Annotated in this window: 14 protein-coding genes and 1 tRNA gene; 10 read left to right on the forward strand and 5 right to left on the reverse strand. The window is 62.7% G+C overall.

Annotation, left to right across the window (positions count from 1 at the left end; genetic code table 11):
• Positions 1 to 35: 35 nt before the first annotated feature.
• Positions 36 to 2513 (reverse strand): TonB-dependent siderophore receptor, encoded by a 2478-nt coding sequence (locus tag KRR38_RS25860; RefSeq protein WP_217406295.1) that lies wholly within the window; start codon positions 2511 to 2513, stop codon positions 36 to 38.
• Positions 2514 to 3016: 503 nt separating this feature from the next.
• The gene (locus KRR38_RS25865; RefSeq protein ID WP_217406296.1) at positions 3017 to 5296 is read right to left on the reverse strand and encodes a TonB-dependent receptor; all 2280 of its coding nucleotides are present in this window, start codon (positions 5294 to 5296) and stop codon (positions 3017 to 3019) included.
• Between the two features lie 360 nt (positions 5297 to 5656).
• Between KRR38_RS25865 and KRR38_RS25870 the strand changes: the two genes are divergently transcribed.
• A complete protein-coding gene (locus tag KRR38_RS25870; RefSeq protein ID WP_217406297.1) occupies positions 5657 to 5956 on the forward strand; it encodes a hypothetical protein in 300 nt (99 codons plus the stop codon).
• Between the two features lie 23 nt (positions 5957 to 5979).
• Complete coding sequence (locus KRR38_RS36420) at positions 5980 to 7113, forward strand: phosphatase PAP2 family protein (RefSeq protein WP_217406298.1); 1134 nt, start codon at positions 5980 to 5982, stop codon at positions 7111 to 7113.
• Between the two features lie 327 nt (positions 7114 to 7440).
• Here the strand turns inward: KRR38_RS36420 and msrA are convergent, their stop codons facing one another.
• On the reverse strand, positions 7441 to 7977 hold the full coding sequence (gene msrA / locus KRR38_RS25880) for a peptide-methionine (S)-S-oxide reductase MsrA (protein ID WP_217406299.1): 537 nt from the start codon (positions 7975 to 7977) through the stop codon (positions 7441 to 7443).
• 113 nt (positions 7978 to 8090) lie between these two features.
• Between msrA and KRR38_RS25885 the strand changes: the two genes are divergently transcribed.
• The 8 genes from KRR38_RS25885 (at position 8091) to KRR38_RS25920 (ending at position 14020) form a co-directional block, all read left to right on the forward strand.
• Positions 8091 to 8900, forward strand: a complete 810-nt coding sequence (locus KRR38_RS25885; protein ID WP_217406300.1) for a class I SAM-dependent methyltransferase — start codon at positions 8091 to 8093, stop codon at positions 8898 to 8900.
• A gap of 13 nt (positions 8901 to 8913) precedes the next feature.
• Positions 8914 to 9777, forward strand: a complete 864-nt coding sequence (aguB, locus tag KRR38_RS25890) for an N-carbamoylputrescine amidase (RefSeq protein WP_217406301.1) — start codon at positions 8914 to 8916, stop codon at positions 9775 to 9777.
• A 1-nt stretch (position 9778) separates the two neighbouring features.
• A complete protein-coding gene (gene folK / locus KRR38_RS25895) occupies positions 9779 to 10279 on the forward strand; it encodes a 2-amino-4-hydroxy-6-hydroxymethyldihydropteridine diphosphokinase (RefSeq protein WP_217407470.1) in 501 nt (166 codons plus the stop codon).
• A gap of 6 nt (positions 10280 to 10285) precedes the next feature.
• Positions 10286 to 10361: transfer RNA gene (locus KRR38_RS25900), tRNA-Lys, on the forward strand.
• A gap of 485 nt (positions 10362 to 10846) precedes the next feature.
• Complete coding sequence (locus tag KRR38_RS25905) at positions 10847 to 11170, forward strand: hypothetical protein (RefSeq protein ID WP_217406302.1); 324 nt, start codon at positions 10847 to 10849, stop codon at positions 11168 to 11170.
• Between the two features lie 506 nt (positions 11171 to 11676).
• Positions 11677 to 12579, forward strand: coding sequence for an alpha/beta fold hydrolase (locus tag KRR38_RS25910; protein ID WP_217406303.1), 903 nt, complete (start codon positions 11677 to 11679; stop codon positions 12577 to 12579).
• A gap of 177 nt (positions 12580 to 12756) precedes the next feature.
• Entirely contained in the window at positions 12757 to 13293 is a 537-nt protein-coding gene (locus tag KRR38_RS25915; RefSeq protein WP_217406304.1) for a MucR family transcriptional regulator, read from the forward strand.
• A gap of 451 nt (positions 13294 to 13744) precedes the next feature.
• On the forward strand, positions 13745 to 14020 hold the full coding sequence (locus tag KRR38_RS25920; protein ID WP_217407471.1) for a helix-turn-helix transcriptional regulator: 276 nt from the start codon (positions 13745 to 13747) through the stop codon (positions 14018 to 14020).
• Between the two features lie 150 nt (positions 14021 to 14170).
• Here the strand turns inward: KRR38_RS25920 and KRR38_RS25925 are convergent, their stop codons facing one another.
• Together KRR38_RS25925 and KRR38_RS25930 are read right to left on the reverse strand one after the other, a co-directional pair.
• The gene (locus KRR38_RS25925) at positions 14171 to 15607 is read right to left on the reverse strand and encodes an MATE family efflux transporter (RefSeq protein WP_309141141.1); all 1437 of its coding nucleotides are present in this window, start codon (positions 15605 to 15607) and stop codon (positions 14171 to 14173) included.
• Positions 15608 to 15739: 132 nt separating this feature from the next.
• On the reverse strand, positions 15740 to 17083 hold the full coding sequence (locus KRR38_RS25930; protein WP_217406306.1) for a DUF1552 domain-containing protein: 1344 nt from the start codon (positions 17081 to 17083) through the stop codon (positions 15740 to 15742).

Here is a 17083-nt window from a genome sequence, read left to right on the forward strand (position 1 = left end):
CAGGGCAGGGGGATAACCCCGGCCGCCTCCAGGGGTTAGAAGTCGAAGCGAACCGAAGCCGAGACCGTGCGGCCGTTGGCCACGCGGGCTTGGACGATGCCCGTCGCGGGCAGCGAGGTGTCCTGGGCGTCGATGATGGCGAGCTTGTTGAACAGGTTGTTGGCGTTGACCGTCAACTGGACCCGGTCGGTCAGACGATACTGCGCGAAGCCGTTGACCAGCGTGTAGCCGGGCAACTTGAGCGCGTTGTTGTCACCCGCATAGCTGCTCGTCGTGCCGACGAAGTTCGCGCCGATCGTGAAGCGCTCGGTCTCGAACTGGGGGGTCGCCTGGAAGATCAGGTCGGCCTGGTGCTTGGGCACGTTGCCCACCGTGGCGGCGACCAGCGCATCGGCGGTGATCTTGGCCTTGGTGTAGGTGGCTCCGGCGTTCAGGCGGAACGGACCCTTCTTGATCGAACCCTCGAGCTCGACGCCATAGGCGCGGTACGAGCGATCCAGACCGATGTTGTGCTCCTTGGTCTTGGCCCAGAAGCCGGTGACATAGAGCTCGGCGTCCTGGCCGCGGAACTTCAGGCCACCTTCGGCCTGGGTGACCGGATCGTAGGCGGCATCCTTGCGGACGAGGCTGCCGTCGGTGGGGCTGATGAAGTTCGAATAGAGAATACGGTCGGCGTTGGCGCGGCCGCCGCGGCTGTAGCGGCCGAAGACCGACAGCTGCTCGGCGATGCGGTAGTTCACGCCCAGCGAGTACGACAGGTAATCGTAGTCGTAGTTGACCGGAGCGGGCGTGGTCAGCGGATAGATGGCCACGCGCGTTTCCGCCGCGGAGATCACACCGTCGCCATTGACGTCGTACGAGGTCAGGCCCTTGCGGCCACCGCCGAGGTCGGCGCCGAACACCTGTCCGCGGGCCGTGCCGAAGTCGTAGCGGATCGAGCCGCCGATCGCGAGCTTGCCGGCATGGTAGTTCAGCGAGGCATAGGGCGCATTGACCGAATAGTTGACGTCATAGATGTTGCGCCGCGTGTTGCCGAAGAAGCTCGACGCGAAACCGTAGAAGCCGTTCTGCGTCAGCGGCACGCCGCCGGCGCTGGTCAGGTTGAGCATCGCGGCTTCGCCGCCGCCCTTCACTTCCTGGAACACCGAAGAGAAGTGCCAGGTCGTGTCGATCGTCTGCCCGGCCTTGTAGAAGCCCACGGTCGTGGTCAGCTTGCCGCCGGCCAGATCCCAGACGCGGCTGGCGCGGAAGTCGTTGGTGACGTTTGACAGGTCGTTGAGATCGGCGTCGAACAGCGTGGTCGAAGAGACTAGGCCGTTGCCGTTGAGCGTACTCGGATTGGCAATCACCTGGCCGGCGTTCGGGCCGTTGGCATAGCTGAGCGTCGCGCCCGGACCGCCCCAGATGCCCATGACCACCGAGGCCGGGCCCGTCAGCGACGGCGCCAGGAAGGTGCCGCGGAAGGCACCCGAGATGTCCGAATAGCGGAAGCGCTCGTTGATCGTCCACTCGCCGAGCTCGAACTGGGCCTCGCCGCCCACCGACTTGACCTTCGAATGCATGCCGTCGGTGTAGTCGTAGCGGGTGAGCTGGTTGTTCTCGTTCATCGAGATGTTCGACGGCAGATAGCGCGAGTACATCGTGTCGCTGCGCGCATCGAAGCCGGCGACGTTGGCATAGTGCGGATCGGCGTTGGTGCCGGTCACGCGCAGCGGCGTCTGGCTGTAGTTCGGCGACTTGTCGTCGAGGAACTTGGCGTAGAGCCGGATATAGCCGCCGTCGAAAGTCTTGGTGATGTTGAACTTCAGCTGCCCGCCCTTGTAGGCGTCGTAACCCGTCGCGCGCGGGCCTTCGCCCTGGCGGTAGAAGCCACCGACGTTGAAGCGCACGCTGTCGCTGAGCTTGCCGCCGTAGTCGAAGTCCATGCGGTAGGTTTCGTAGTCGAGGCCGGTGGTCAGTTCGACCGCGCCGCCCTGCTCCTCGCCCGTCTTGGAGATCAGGTTGATCACACCGCCCGGCGAGTTCGACGAGAAGGTCGAGGCCGAACCGCCGCGGATCGCCTGGACCTGCGACAGCGTCAGATCGGCGCGCAGGAACTGGTCGGCCTGGCCGAAGCCGATGTCGCCGAATTCGAGCACGGGCATGCCGTCTTCCTGCAGCTGCAGGAACTTGGCGCCGCCCAGAGCGATCGGCAGGCCGCGGATCGAGATGCTCGAATAGCCCTCGCCGGCATAGGCTTCTGAGCGCATGCCTGGGATATTGCGGAAGATTTCGCTGACCGAACGCGGCGCGAACTTCTCGATCTCGGCCTCGTCGAGCGCGCTGGTCGAGATCGCGCTGTCGAGCAGGTCGCGGCCGCGGGCGACGCCCGTGGTGAAGGCCCGCTTGGTGGGCTGCGCGGTCTGCGTGGCTGCGGTTTCGGACTGCCCATCCTTGGCCGGCGTGGCATCCTCGGCATAGGCCGAGACCGGGCAGGCAAAAGCCGCGGCAAGAAGAAGGTATTTCAATTTCATTTCGGTCCCCGTTGTCCCTGAGTGAACTTGGTGAACGGGGCGTTGGGGACTGCATGCTTAATGCGGGGATGCGGAATCGTTAGGGGAAAACACGAGGTTTGAACCCAGCCCTTCGACGCGTCAGGGTCTGATTTTTGTCACATTTTTTGGTAATGAATTGAACGTGTTGTATTTGCGAGTAATGAATCGAGGCAGTGCCATTGCTAAATCGGTTCCGCGAACGCGGGCGTTTTGGCACGCATCTTCGGATGAAGGCGGTGTCACGTCGCGGATATCTGGAGAGGCAAGGTCGCCCTTCGAGGATTGACTGTGTGAGAACTCGTTAGTCGGGGCAAAATTCCCTCGGATTCCGACTAACTTTGGCATTTTTTTCCCCGAAAGCCGGGTCGTGCGGCGCCATTCCCGCGCACGCGCCGACCCGGCTGAGCCCTTTTGTTCGACTCCGAATCGAGACTATCTCATTTTTTGTCCCTCAGTTCGCCCGCGGGCGGCGGGGCAAGACCTCAGAAATGGTATTCCAGACGCACGCCGTAAGTCCGCGGCGGAGCCCAGGAGACCAGGTCGGAATAGAAAGTCGGCAGCGATCCCTGGATATAGTCGTGGTCCGAAAGGTTCTTGCCCCAGGCGATCACGCGCAGGCCTTCCAGCCCCTTGGGCGAGAACGACAGCTCCGCATTGACCAGCGCGTACTTCCTCTGGCGCACGTGGCCGCCGGCATCGAAGGGAAAGCCCGAATTGTAGCTGCCGTTGAGGTTGATGCCGAACCGCCCCGCGCCGGTGTCCACGCCGTAGTCGATCGATCCGGTCGCGGTGAACTTGGGAGCATTCTGCAACTGGTTGCCCGTCGCATCGACCGAGGCGCTGAAATTGCCGCAGGGGAAGGGCAGGAATTGCGCCGAACAGCCGGCCGCGGGCGTCTGCACATAGACCTGCGCGGCGGGGAAGCTGCTGTATTTGCTGTCGACGTAGGATCCGCCCAGCGTGAAATGCAGGTCGGGCGTCGCGTCCCAGGCGAGATCGAAGTCGATGCCTTTGAGGGTGCCCTCGGCCGCATTCTGGTAGATGCCGGTCGGCGGCCGGTAGATGAAGACTTGGATGTCCTTGTACTTGTAGGCGAAGGCAGCGAGGCTGATGCTGAGCTGCCCGGCGATCCGGCCCTTGTAGCCGATCTCGAAGGCATCGACCGTCTCGGGCTTCACCGGCGCCGGGATGCACGAGCCGTCCTTCGGGCCGCCGGGGCACAGCCCGATGTTCGAACCGTCGACGAAGCCGCTTTTGAAGCCCTGCGAATAGCTGGCGTAGAGCGTGTTGTTGTCGTCCGGCTTGAAGCGGATCACGCCGCGCGGGGTGAACTTCTTGAAAGTGAACTTGCCGCGCGGATCGACCAGCAGCGGGGGTGGGGTAGCCGGCAAGCCGAACAGCCCGGTGTGATAGGCCAGCACGGTCTCGTAGCTGTAGCGTCCGGCGGCGGTGATCGTCAGCTGGTCGGTGAGGTCGTAGTTCAGCTCGGCATAGGCGGCGTAGCTGTTCTTCACCGTCTTCAGATAGTCGACCAGCTGGAACTGGTAGGTTCCCTTCTGGTCGAAATTCGCCGGCGGCGCGGTCTGGATATCGTAACCGCCGAATTGCGAGGGCCGGAACTGTTCCTGGCGGTTCATGTAGAAGGCGCCCGCCGAGAAGCTGAAGCGGCCCATCTTGGCCGAGGTGAAGTTCAGCTCCTGGATGAAGGCCTGACCGACGATGACCAGCGGCCGCACTTCGGCAAGGTTGATCGGCGCGGCATCGGCATCGACCAGATCGGTCACCCTGGCATGCTGATAGGCGGTCACCGTGTTCAGCGTGCCTGCATCGCCGATGTCGATCTTGCCCAGCAGGCTGGCGCCATAGGTCTTCGATAGCAGATCGGGGCGGAAGCTAGTCGCGAAGGTGTGCGGTTCGCTCGCCACCGGCGTGGTCGGGAAGATCAGCCTGGTCAGCGCGTTGCCGGTCGAATTGCCGTTGAGCGGCGCGCCCGTATAGACGCCGGAATCGTCGCGCTTCGAATAGTAGCCGGCCAGCGTGAATTCGGTCGTGTCGGTCGGTGCCAGCAGGATCTTGCCGCGGATCTGGTACGAACGCAGGCCGTCGTCGTGCCCGCCGCGCAGCAGGTCGCGGTTGAAACCGTCGCGGTCCTCGACCGAACCCGAAAGCAGCACCGCGATCTTCTGGCTCAGCGGTCCCGTGACATAGCCGTGCGCGGCGATGTCGTTGTAGTTGCCGTAGCTGGCGACGAGCTCGCCCTTGAGGTTGAAGCTCGGCTTCACCGTGTCGATGATGATCGCGCCGCCGGTGGCGTTCTGGCCATAGAGCGTACCCTGCGGGCCTTTCAGCACCTGCACCGTCTCTGTATCGGGCATATCGACGATCGCCGCGGTCTGCGTCGGCTGGTAGACCCCGTCGACATAGATCGCGATGTTCGAACTGTCGCCGACCGAGGTGACTCCCGAGGAAATGCCGCGGATCGATGGACGCAGGAAGCCGCCGTAGAGCGGCAGGGCGAGGCCCGGCGTAACCCGCTCGAGGTCCTGCAGGTTGTTGACCCCCGCCTTGTCGAGCATTGCGGCATTGAGCGCGGTGATCGAGATCGGAACGTCGCGTGCGAGCTCCGACCGGCGCTGGGCGGTGACAACGATATCGCTGGGGTTATTGGGTTCTTCGGAAACGGTCTGCGCGAGTGCCGATGTTGCCATTGCCAGCGATGCCGCGCCGAACAGCAGACTCGCCCTGAGTATTCCGATCGCCATATGCACTCCTCCCCAGATGAAATTCACGTCGTGCCCTTTTTGGGCTTCCCGAATTCTTCGCACTTTGGGGGTTTTGGATATCCCCCAAGACAAGCTGCGGACCGCCGTGTTCGGTCGGTCCGGTTAAAAAATGAATTTCAATCGGAGCATTTCAACACAATGATCTTGCTGCGTCAAACCATCATCGGCGCCTTGCGCAGCCGCCGGTGCGATGGGTGCACCCGGTGCGAAGTCTGTAGAGCGCCGGTGACGGACCGTTCGGGATGACAGCACGGATCGGCTCCACGTTGCCAACTTGTAACGATCCATATGCGCGTGATTGAGATATCCGGGATGTCCCAAAAAAAGGAGGGGACAACAATGAAACGATTTACAGGTTTCGCCGTAACGGCATTGGCAGCGCTCGCGCTCGCCGGTTGCGGCCATAAGGACAAGGCCGCCGATGCGGCGGTTGCCAGCACCGAAGCCGCGGCCGCAGCCAGCGATGCAGCGACTGCTGCCGCGGTTGCGAGCGATGCCAGCACCGAAGCAGCCATGGCCCCTTCGGGCGCCGCTAAGGCTGCCGCCGGCGACAAGGCGGCTGAAGCCGGCAAGGCTGCAGAAGCCGCTGGCGACAAGGCGGAAGCCGCTGGCGACAAGGCCAAAGACGCCGCCCACTGACGGCGCAAACGGAACCCGGGCGCGTGGACCCGCCCGGGTTCTATTTTCTTCAAATCAGCCAACATGAGCATGCCTCCGGCGCAATTCGGCGCAAAATTTGCGAGGCGACGGAAGAACGAATGACCGATCGAGCGGGGCCGATAGACTCCATTCCTAGCAAAGCTGGCATGCCCCGACACCCGACTATCCCCGGCAAGTGGCTTGCTCTGCAGCTGGCATTGAGCGGCCTCATCGCCATGACGCTAATGATGCGCACAGGGCTCAAGGTAATCGAGAACCGCACTCTCATAGGCGTCTCGATTGCAATGTCGGCGGCGGCATTGGTGCGCTACATCGTCAGGCGTTCGCATTCGCCGCGGCACCAACGACTGCGGGACTTCGCAGAATATCTCGTTCTATTCTCAGGAACCAGCTTGTTTGGCGTTCTGGCCAGCTATCCTGCCGCAGCCCTTACGGTCGGATTCGACGATCCCATTCTCGATCGGGTAGACAAGGCACTGCATTTCGACTGGGTTGCCTGGTACATCATGGTGGCCAATCACACGTCGCTGCAAATAGCGGGTTCGGTTGCTTATGCCGCGATCTATGTCTCACCCCTGCTGATTTTGGGTCATTTGGCGTGGACTGGACAGCGCTCGGCAGCGCGCAAGTTTCTCGTCACCTTCTGGCTCGCGGTATTGCTCACGCTTGCCCTGTTTCCGGTATTCCCGGCCGAGGGGCCTTTGGCCTTCCTATGGCACGGTTCGGTGCCCTACATGCCGACAAGCGCTCTCTATATGGAGCACATCATTCCCGACCTGAGGGGCCACAGCGTCACGAATGTCGATCTCGGATCCCTGCGTGGCCTCGTATGTGCGCCCAGCTTTCATACCGTGTCCGCAGCCCTCTATATCCATACAGCATGGCCTGTTCGGCGCCTTCGCTGGCCGCTCACGCTGATCAACCTGGCGATGCTGCTGGCAATACCCGTCGAAGGTACCCACTATCTGGCCGACATGATCGTGGGGCTGCTCGTGGCCATTCTGGCAATCGGTATCGTCAGGACATCGCTTTACATCCTGTGGCGGCAATGGCGCAAACCGGAGGATATCCCGAGCTTCGACAGTGCCTGCGACGAGTCGGCATATTCGCTTCCCGCGGGCTCCCTTGTCCGTTGACCGAACAGTGGCTTTCGGGCCGAGAAAGAGTCTCCTTCGAGCGCCCACGATGTCGGCATCAGCAGGCAAAACCGTTTTCCTACATCATCCGACCCTGCCAAGCTCCCGCTTTATGCCAGCGAGCAAAACCCCCTGAAGGCGCCGGCGCGCCTTCTCGAGCCCACCCCGAGGCCGCGCCCCAGAGCGCGGCTTTCGCGTATCTGGGCCCCGGAAAGTTCGAAATTCTCCATCGCGCCCATGTGCGAAGTTCGTGAGCTTTCGGCACGTGCAAGCCTCTGGGCTGCATCCTCGCAGCCTGGCCAAAAACCGGCGATTTCAGGCTATTGCCTAGGCCTTCACCCGGTTCGCAAAGCTCTTGCGCAGCTTCAGCAACTTCGGCGGGATCACCGCCAGGCAATAGGGGTTCCGCTGGCCTTCGCCTTCCCAGTATTCCTGGTGATAGTCCTCGGCCGGATACCACTCGCTCGCTTCCTCGATCGTCGTCACGACCTTGCCGTCGTGGTACTCGTTGGCGCGCGCGATCGCGGCTTCGGCTTCGGCGCGCTGGGCGTCGTCCAGCGGGAAGATCGCCGAGCGGTACTGCGTGCCGATGTCGTTGCCCTGGCGGTTGAGCTGCGTCGGGTCGTGGGTGCCGAGGAACACGTCGAGGATCTCGGCATAGGAGATCACCGCCGGATCGTAGGTCACGCGGATCGCCTCGGCGTGGCCGGTCGTGCCGCTGCACACGGCCTTGTAGGTGGGGTTGGGCACCTCGCCGCCGATATAGCCGCTCTCTACCTGGCTGACCCCGATCACGTCGCGGAAAACCGCCTCGGTGCACCAGAAGCATCCGCCCGCGACGATCGCCGTTTCGCTTGCCGTCATATTTGTATGCCTCGCATTACTTTGTCGCACTGCAAGATAGGGAGCCCGGGCCGGGTTGTCATTGCCCGATGCGGGCATAGAATGACGAACGGGGCCGCATGGAGGGACAACCAATGCGACGCTACTTGGTCATGCTTGCCGCAACCCTGGGTTTCGCGACCCTCTCGCTTCCCGCCGACGCCACCGTTGCCGACGATGTCGAGAACTGCTCGGCCTGCGAGGCGGTGCTCGACCTCGCGCTGGCCAATCCGCGCCGCGATGCCGACAGAGGGCGTGACGGCTGGCGCCGGCCGGCCGAGACCCTGGCCTTCTTCCGCGTGCGGCCGGGCATGACCGTGGTCGACTACATGCCCGCAGGCGGCTGGTGGACGCGTGTGCTGGTGCCCTATCTGGGCGAGGACGGTCGCTACATCGGGCTCAATCCCGGTGAGACCGCGACTTTCCCCGCCAGGGCGGCCGAATGGACCGGCGCTCCCGTTCACCGCATCGCCGCCTACAACAGCGAGGGTCTGCCGCCGGCGCTGAGCGGCACGGTCGACCGCGTGCTGATCTTCCGCGCGATGCACAACCTCAAGCGGCTGAACCTGCTGGCGGGCGAGTTGAAGGCGGTGCATGGGCTGCTGCGGCCCGACGGCCTGCTCGGCATCGAGCAGCACCGGGCGCGGCCCGATGCGCCCGATGCCTATGCCGACGGCAGCAAGGGCTATCTGCGCGAGCGCGACGTGATCGCCATGGTCGAGGCGCAGGGCTTCGAATTCGTCGCCCGCAGCGAGATCAACGCCAATCCGCGCGATCCCGCCAACCACGAGGCCGGCGTCTGGACCCTGCCGCCGAGCCTGCGTCTCGGCGAGCAGGACCGCGAGCGCTATCTGGCGATCGGCGAAAGCGACCGGATGACGCTTCTGTTCCGCAAGCGGGCCTGATATGGGCGCGCGCATGAGCCAAGTCACCGTTTCCGCCCTGCAACTGGCCCTGGGCTCCGCCGACGAGGCAGAGAACATCGCCGCCGTCTCCGCGCTGGTCGAGCACGCCGCAGGGCAGGGTGCGCAGATCGTCCTGCCGCCCGAGCTGTTCTCCGGCCCCTACTTCTGCAAGACCGAGCAGGAGGAGCTCTTCGCGCTCGCCCGCCCGGTGCGCGAGCATCCTTCCGTAGTGGCGATGCAGGCGCTGGCGAAGAAGCTGAAGGTCGTCATCCCGACCTCCTTCTTCGAGCGCGACGGGCACCACTACTACAACACGCTCGCGATGATCGGCGCCGACGGCGAAATCATCGGCACCTACCGCAAGAGCCACATCCCCGACGGGCCGGGCTACGAGGAGAAGTACTACTTCCGCCCGGGCAACGACGGCTTCAAGGTCTGGGATGTAGCCGGAACGCGGATCGGCGTCGGCATCTGCTGGGACCAGTGGTATCCCGAATGCGCGCGGGTCATGGCGCTGATGGGGGCAGAGCTGCTGTTCTACCCCACCGCGATCGGCACCGAGCCCTATGATGCGAACCTCGACACCAGCCGCATGTGGCGCCGCGCGATGCTGGGCCATGCGGTGTCGAACTGCATGCCGGTGATCGCCGCGAACCGCATCGGCGCCGAGGCCGAATGCGGCACCGAGCAGCGCTTCTACGGCCACAGCTTCATCACCGACGAATGGGGTGATTTCCTCAGCGAATACGGCCAGGAGGAAACCGGCGCGCTGGTCGCGACGATCGACCTCGCGCGCGCCGCCAAGCACCGTGCCGGCATGGGCTTCTTCCGCGACCGCCGCCCGCAGCTCTACGGCCGCATCTGCCAGGATATCTGAACTGGCCGAACGCTATCTCGTCGCGCTGGGATCGAACCGGCGCCATCACCGCCTGGGGTGTCCCGAAGCCGTACTGCGCGCGGCCTTCGCGGCGCTCGACGGCAAGGGGCTGAAGCTCAAGGCGGTGTCGGCGGTCGTCGCCAGCCGCCCGCTCGGCCCGTCGCTGCGCCGCTACGCCAACGCTGCGGCGGTGGTGAAGAGCAAGCTTGCGCCCGATGAGTTGCTCGACCGGCTCAAGGCCATCGAACAACGCTTCGGCCGCCGCATCGGCGGGCGGCGCTGGGGCGCCCGCGTGCTGGACCTCGACATCGTGCTGTGGAGCGGCGGCGCCTGGTCCTCGCCCCCTCTCACCATTCCGCATCCCGCATTCCGCACCCGCCGCTTCGTCCTGGGGCCGGCCGCGGCGATAGCCCCGCGCTGGCGCGACCCGCTGACCGCGCTGACGGTGCGCCATCTCCTAGCCCGCTTGACCCGGCCGCGCCCTCTCCCTATCGGCACCTAGCGGTGAGGGCCCTTAGCTCAGTCGGTAGAGCAACTGACTTTTAATCAGTAGGTCGCTGGTTCGAACCCAGCAGGGCTCACCAAAAATCAAGGACTTGGGGGAGATTAGGTCCTTGATTTTTCCGCCAGGGTAACAGCCTAGGAAACCTGGAGCGGCATCTTGGCAAATATCGTCTTCCTGGTGGGGCCGGCGCTAGTGTCGACTTTGGCCCTTTCCGGTCGGAAGTGACCTCGCACACCAGATCGAAGACCAGTTGCGCAGCGACCAGGAGGCGCAAGGCGGCCCGATCCTCGATTCCTTGAGTCACCAAGGCTATGGTGATGTGCATGATCGGGCTGTGCGACGGATAATCAATGGTCGGGGTTCCTTTGTCACTTTCAACTATGATCGCTGCATCGAACAATTCTTGCTTAATTGGGCACAGGATGCGCTCAGTCAAAGCGAGGTAGGTGCTGCTAAGCTGGTTATGCAAATCCGGTGCTGCACGCCTTCGTACAGACTGGCCAGCTACCCCTTCTCCAGCAGGGCGCGCGAGTAGAGATAGGATTTGGAGATCAGTCGGCGCGCATGACCTGGCAAGCTACGCAGCAGATAAAGACTTTCACCGAAGAGCCGGAGAGCGGCCACGGGGCGCGTGTCAGGTCGGTGATGGCTGCTGCCGACGTCATCGTATTTCTTGGGTTTCAGTTTCATCGGCAGAACATGGAAATCCTCTTCCCGCGAGGACAACAGCCGGCGAAAAGAATTTATGGTACTACCTTCGGGATGTCACCGCGGGCCTGCGCAAGGCTCGAAAAGTCGATGAAGGACGGTGGGAACGTGTTCAGGTTTGCGGACATGAGGTGCCCTGATTACTTGCAGGCCAACTACGAAGAGATCTTCGAACATTAGCAAAGAAAACCCCCGCCGAAGCGGGGGCCAGGGTGTTGCTGATCAGGTGGAAACGCCGCTCTCGCCGTCGACTTCGCGTTTCCGCTCGGGTTCCGGGAAACGCGACGATGTTGTCATTCTGGCGAGCGATCACCTCGTTTCCCCACCTCGTAGCCCGGCGCCCCAGCCGCACGCTGTCGCGCGCCGACCAGGTAAGACGGATCGGGGTGCCCAGGCTGTCCAACTCGATCAGGACACGGCCGCCTGGAGTGACTTCGATCAGCGTGATGTCGTCAACGAAGAAGGCGGGGACTGCGTAGCGCTGGCTCATGAAACGGCGAGGAATCTGTGGGTCCTTCGCGGTCGGTGTCCTGACGACTGGCTCATCGCTTTTTGGGAGGCTGCCGGCTTCGATCATGAAATCGGCCGCAGCTGGGGTTTGCATGCCGTATACAACGGCCTTGTGCGCCAGGTACGAGCGCCAACGTAAGGTAGTGCAACAGCAAGATTGGCGGTCCGGAGACCAGATGACCCCAAATGACACGGCATTATTGGAGCCCGGATGGCGCGAGAGATGGTGCGAGGTTGGCGACACCAACCTCCACGTGATCGAGGCAGGCCGCGCTGGAAACCCAATGTTCGTGATGCTTCACGGATTTCCCGAGTTCTGGTGGGCCTGGCGCTATCAGATCACGCCGCTCGCCGAAGCCGGCTTCCATGTCGTGGCGCCCGATCTGCGCGGATACAATCTCAGCACCGCGCCACAGAACGTCTCCGCCTATGGTCTTGAGATACTAGCCGAAGACATCGTCCGGCTTGCCGAGGCACTCGGCTCGGAGCGTTTCTATCTAGCGGGGCACGACTGGGGCGCGGTGATCGGATGGGTCGTTGCGGCCTGTTATCCTGAGCAGGTCATGAAAGCCGTGCTGATCAGCGGACCTCATCCAGAAGCCTGGGTCGAGCAAATCTACAGGAGCCCGGCGCAACTCCTGCGCAGTTGGTACGTCGGCTTCTTTCAGTTGCCTTGGCTTTCCGAGAGGATCCTTGGCGCGTTCAATTTCGCGAGGCTTAAGGCCGCGCTGCGGCGAAGCGCGAAAGAGAACACCTTCTCATCGCAGAAGCTCAAACCTTATGTCGGAGCCTGGGCTCGGCCAGGGGCGCTATCGTGCATGCTGGCCTATTATCGTGCTCTTCGCAGGCCCTTGAAACGCCTGCCGTCACACCAGATCAAAACGCCGGTAGAAGTCATTTGGGGCAATAAAGACCGATTTCTCGGCAGAGGGTTGATGGAAGCAAGCCTCGCCCGGTGCGCCGCAGGACCCCTCACAGTCATCGACGACGGAACGCATTGGCTTCATCTGGAACAACCGGAGTTGATTGCCGAGCACTTAGTGGATTTAATTGGATCGCATCCGAAACCGATTTCGTAAATCGAGCGTTATAGGTCTTCGATCGAAGGCCGCTTGGTCCAATCACCCGCTTGGAAAATGCGAGTACCAGTCCACTCCATCGCGCTCAAAGTCGAATTCGAACAGCATAAGTGACGAATGTTTAATGCCCGTAGCATTGACCATGACAGGATTGTCATTAGACCCGGAATATCCAAAATGGAGGAAATTATCGTGAGCGTCGAACCTACAGATCCGGGTCTTCTTGAATTGGCAACCGAACTTACGGTGGCCTGGCTTGCAAACCCGAACACCCGAGCCTCGGCCGAGGAAGTCCCCGCTTTTCTGCAATCAATGCATGGTGCTGTAACCGCGCTGGCCGCCCCCCAAACCGCAATGGAAGAAGCCGCATCAGCGAAGGAATATGTTCCTGCCGTTACGGCCCGTCGGTCGCTCGCCTCGAAAGAACACATCATCTCGCTGATCGACGGCAAACCTTACAAGACGCTCAAGCGTCACCTGTCAGGCCATGGCCTTACGCCCGCCGAATATCGCGATCGCTACGGCCTGAAGGCTGACTATCCAATGGTGGCAGAAGCCTACGCCGAGATGCGCCGCGGACTTGCCAAGAAAATTGGGCTTGGCCGCAAGCCAGGTACTAAGCTGATCCCGAAATCTGCTGTAAAGCCAGCAACAAAGGCTAAGGCTCCACGTTCGGCCAAGCCGTCGACTTCTCAAGGCGCGCTCCAGTCCTGACTATGCTTGCAGTCGACGTGGTGCACGTTTTCATCATCGTCGACTGCCCGTCGTGTGAGTCCAAACTCGCCGACTTTGCGGTCATTCCCGGGGCGAAAACCGTTAACTGTTAGCAGCCGTTGGTTCAGCCGGCATAATCAGCGTTCAGCGCATTCTTTCAGCCTGCAGCTTCGTACTCGCGAGAACGCGCAGTACGTTCGTCCGGAAGGTACAGCGCGCGATCGGCTCCCAATATGCGACGGGATCGATGTGCAGGATGGTGGTCGCTTCGAGGTTAAGTTTAGTCCCACCATTCGGCAGTGGCGTAAGCACATAGCGCGTATTGCCGGTCACCACATATCCGTAGAGGTGCGGTGACCGCGCAGCGGGTAAGCTAGCCCCGCTAAGCCGGGCATGCCGGGCGAAAGTTCGATCGGTTTGTCGCTGGTCACGACGCGTTCCGCGCCGACGGATTCTCGCCTATCTCGCTCACGCCGAACTGAGCGTGGGCGAGATCGCGTCCCGCTTTGCCATTTCCAAGCCGCCGGTTTCGCAGCATCTTGCGGTGCTGGAAAATGCGGGCTTGGTCGAGAGTGAGAAGCGCGGTCAGTTCGTGTTCTACCGGCTTGTGCCAGACAATCTGGTGAACACGCTCAATGGTTATGTCCAGGAGGTGTGCCCAGTGTCACGGCCGCTCAAAGCGGAAAGCGCCGAGATTGCTCGCAAGGGTTCGAAGCGCGGCAGCTGATTGGTTTCGCAGAAGGTGCGCATGGCGATCGTCGCCGATATAGCGGCCGTTCGAGCGCAGCGAACTCCTGAAAACCGGACGTTCATTCAATGAAGCCGCTGTCCGCACGTTGCGGTGGGTCGCATGTCGAAAGGCAGCGACCGTCCCCTGTCATTTTGCTGCGGCCATCCCGCGCGGCGAAAGCGTCGCGGTCTGCACGCGCGTGCGCCATCCGCCCCGCGTGTACAACAGCCATGTCAGCGTCGCCGAGGCGACCGAGCTGACCGGGAAGGACCACCACAACGCATCGCCGCCGAGTGACGGATGGAGCAGGAAATAGAAGCCGAGGCGGATCGGATAGAGCGCGAGCGTCTGGATGACGAGCGGTGCCAGCACCACGCCGTAAGCGCGCATCGTACCCGACAGCACCATCATCGCTCCCATGATGATGTAGGACCAGGTTACGGTGTGCTGGATATGCTGGGCAATCGGCAGGGCAGGGCTGTCACCGCCGAGAAAGAGCGCCAGCAATGGGTGCGAAGCCAGTACGATCAGGCCGGCAAGCAGGCCGGTCATGGCCAGGTTCGTCAGCATGCCGATGCGGGTGATTTCGTTCACGCGGTCGTGATGGCCTGCGCCGATGTTCTGCGCGACCATGGCGCTGACCGCGGTCCCGATGGCAAAGGCGGGCATCTGCAGGTAGTTCCACAGCTGCATCGAGGCGCTGTAGGCCGCCGTGGCATTGAGACCCTCGCGGTTCACGAGGCCGATCACGACGACCTGCGACGAGGAAATCAGCAGCATCTGCGCGCCCATCGGCAGGCCCTTGCCGACGATGTAGGCGAGGTCATCCTGGCGAGGGATCAGGTAGCCGAGTTCCGGCCCGCGCAGGCGCAGCGGCAAGTCGTGGCCGTAGAGCCGGTAGAGAACGAGAATGACCCCGGCAAAATTGGCGAGGCCCGTCGCCGCCGCCGACCCGGCGATGCCGAGCGCGGGCAGCGGCCCGAAACCACGGATCAGCAACGGGTTCAGCACGATGTCGAGCGCCACCGTGAGGATCATCGAATAGAGCGGCGTCTTCGAATCGCCCGTGCCGCGCAGGCCCATGCCGAGGATCATCGACAACGTGCCGAAGGGCATGGTCGCGAATACCACGCGCAGGTAGGCCTTTGCCTCCTGAAGGCTTCCCTTGGGTGTCGCGAGGAGATGAAGAAGGCGGGGTGAGAAGAACCAGCCGAGCGCCGCAACCAGAGTCGCCACGATCACGCAGAAGCCCACCCCGCTGCCGAAGGTTCGGCGTGCCGCGGCGATGTCGCGAGCACCGAACAACTGTCCCACGCGGACCGTGGTGGCATTGCCGAGGCCGAAGACGGCTGCGAACAGCAGGAACATCACGACATTGGCATTCGCCGTAGCTGCCAGAGCGCTTTCGCCGATCAGACGGCCGACCCAGATCGAATTGATCGATCCGTTGAGCGTCTGGATCACGTTGCCGATCAGCATGGGGATCGAAAAGCCGATCAGGGTGCGCAGGATCGGTCCCTCGGTCAGGTCGCGGTGCCGCGACCGAGGATTTTCGGCGCTATCGGTTTGGTTGCTGTCGCTCACCGCCATCCCGTGTCGCCGAACCGGTTTTCGCGCAAGCCAGCTTCAAGAATAAATTCAAGATTTGGACAAAATTCCGTCGCTTTCGCTTCGGCCGGCCCGACCATCAAGACATCCGGCGGCGCTGACCTGATCTCAAGCCACGATCTCTCCGATCGTCTTGTTGGTTTCCATGGATTTCGTGCCCCAGCGATCGACGGAAACGCCCATGATCTGCTGGCAGGTCAGGCCGACGCGGCTGACTGGCGTACCCACGCCGTCGACGAAGAGTCCCGACTTCGCCCTGCCGCCGGCCGTGCCGGCCAGCATGATCGGGATGTTGTCGATCGTGTGGAACTTGGCGAATTCGGTTTCCGAATGCGCGAGGATCAGCGAGTTGTCGAGCAGGGTGCGGTCGCCTTCCTTCACCTTGTCCATCGCGCCAAGGAAATAGACCCAGGCCTCCATGATCTTGGTGAGGAAATACGTCGCGTTCGGCTGGTAGCCGAGGCGATTGTCCAGCACTTCCTCATGGGTGAGCTGGTGATGGGTGATCGTGCTGCCGATCCGTGTCAGCGACGAAGCGCCGTTGTTGAACATCATGTTGTAGACGCGGGTCTGGTCGCAGGCGAGCGCCATGACCAGGAGATCGGTCATGACCTCGTGATTCTTCATGACGTCCTCAATATCGCCGCTGACCTTGAGTTCGGGCGGCGCACCCTTGGGGACGACGCAGGCCTGCAACGGTTCCGGCTTGGTAAGCTCGACGTCGAGCTGGTTCTCGAGCTGGCGGATCGACGTGTAGTACTGGTCCAGCTTCTGCTTGTCTGCAGCGCCGACCGCGGCCTCTAGCGCCTTGCGCTGCTCGGTCACCGCCGAAAGCACGCTGCGCCGCGCCATCGCCGTCGGATCGGGAACGAAGGTCGCGCTGTTGGGATCCTTGAAGCCGGCCCCGAACAGGCGCTGGTAGAGCGCCACGACCGAGGTCTCCGCCGGGTTGAGGTTGCCGCCGCCGCGGCCGGAAATGGAGTTGCGGGGATCGCCGATCGCCGAAACGTCAAGCGAGCTGAAGCGGCTGCGCTTTCCGATTACGTCGCCGATCGTCACGTCGAGGCTCTCGCCCGGAAGCCCGCGCTCGGCCGTCAGCGCACGGCCGGTGCGAATGGCCGGTCCGCCGGTCGCGTGGGGCAGGTTGGGCGCGCCGTCCAATGGCACGTTGAAGTTGCCCATGACGCTGATCCTGCTCTGGAACTCCTTGATCGGCTCGAGTTCCGGCTTGAGGTCGTAGTTCGCACCCGGCTTCGTGGGGAACCATCGGTTCGGGTTGACGCCAAGGCCCCAGAACCAGGTGCCGAAGCGTACCGGAACCGGTGCGCCTGTCGCCGCCAGGGCCTGGCCGTTGCCGTCTAGGAAGGCGTCGAGCAGCGGCACACCCACCACCACGGCGGCGCCGTTCATCATGCCTTTCAGAGCGCTGCGGCGGCTGAGATCGTATGCCAT

The sequence above is a fragment of the Novosphingobium sp. G106 genome (assembly GCF_019075875.1).
Lineage (GTDB): Bacteria > Pseudomonadota > Alphaproteobacteria > Sphingomonadales > Sphingomonadaceae > Novosphingobium.

What these genes read in the sequence shown, in the direction of transcription:
- KRR38_RS25860 (WP_217406295.1), bottom strand. Translation starts at nt 2,513, where the DNA reads ATGAAATTGAAATACCTTCTTCTTGCCGCGGCTTTTGCCTGCCCGGTC.
- KRR38_RS25865 (WP_217406296.1), bottom strand. Translation starts at nt 5,296, where the DNA reads ATGGCGATCGGAATACTCAGGGCGAGTCTGCTGTTCGGCGCGGCATCG.
- KRR38_RS25870 (WP_217406297.1), top strand. Translation starts at nt 5,657, where the DNA reads ATGAAACGATTTACAGGTTTCGCCGTAACGGCATTGGCAGCGCTCGCG.
- msrA (WP_217406299.1), bottom strand. Translation starts at nt 7,977, where the DNA reads ATGACGGCAAGCGAAACGGCGATCGTCGCGGGCGGATGCTTCTGGTGC.
- KRR38_RS25885 (WP_217406300.1), top strand. Translation starts at nt 8,091, where the DNA reads ATGCGACGCTACTTGGTCATGCTTGCCGCAACCCTGGGTTTCGCGACC.
- aguB (WP_217406301.1), top strand. Translation starts at nt 8,914, where the DNA reads ATGAGCCAAGTCACCGTTTCCGCCCTGCAACTGGCCCTGGGCTCCGCC.
- KRR38_RS25905 (WP_217406302.1), top strand. Translation starts at nt 10,847, where the DNA reads ATGACCTGGCAAGCTACGCAGCAGATAAAGACTTTCACCGAAGAGCCG.
- KRR38_RS25910 (WP_217406303.1), top strand. Translation starts at nt 11,677, where the DNA reads ATGACCCCAAATGACACGGCATTATTGGAGCCCGGATGGCGCGAGAGA.
- KRR38_RS25915 (WP_217406304.1), top strand. Translation starts at nt 12,757, where the DNA reads ATGGAGGAAATTATCGTGAGCGTCGAACCTACAGATCCGGGTCTTCTT.
- KRR38_RS25930 (WP_217406306.1), bottom strand. Translation starts at nt 17,083, where the DNA reads ATGGCATACGATCTCAGCCGCCGCAGCGCTCTGAAAGGCATGATGAAC.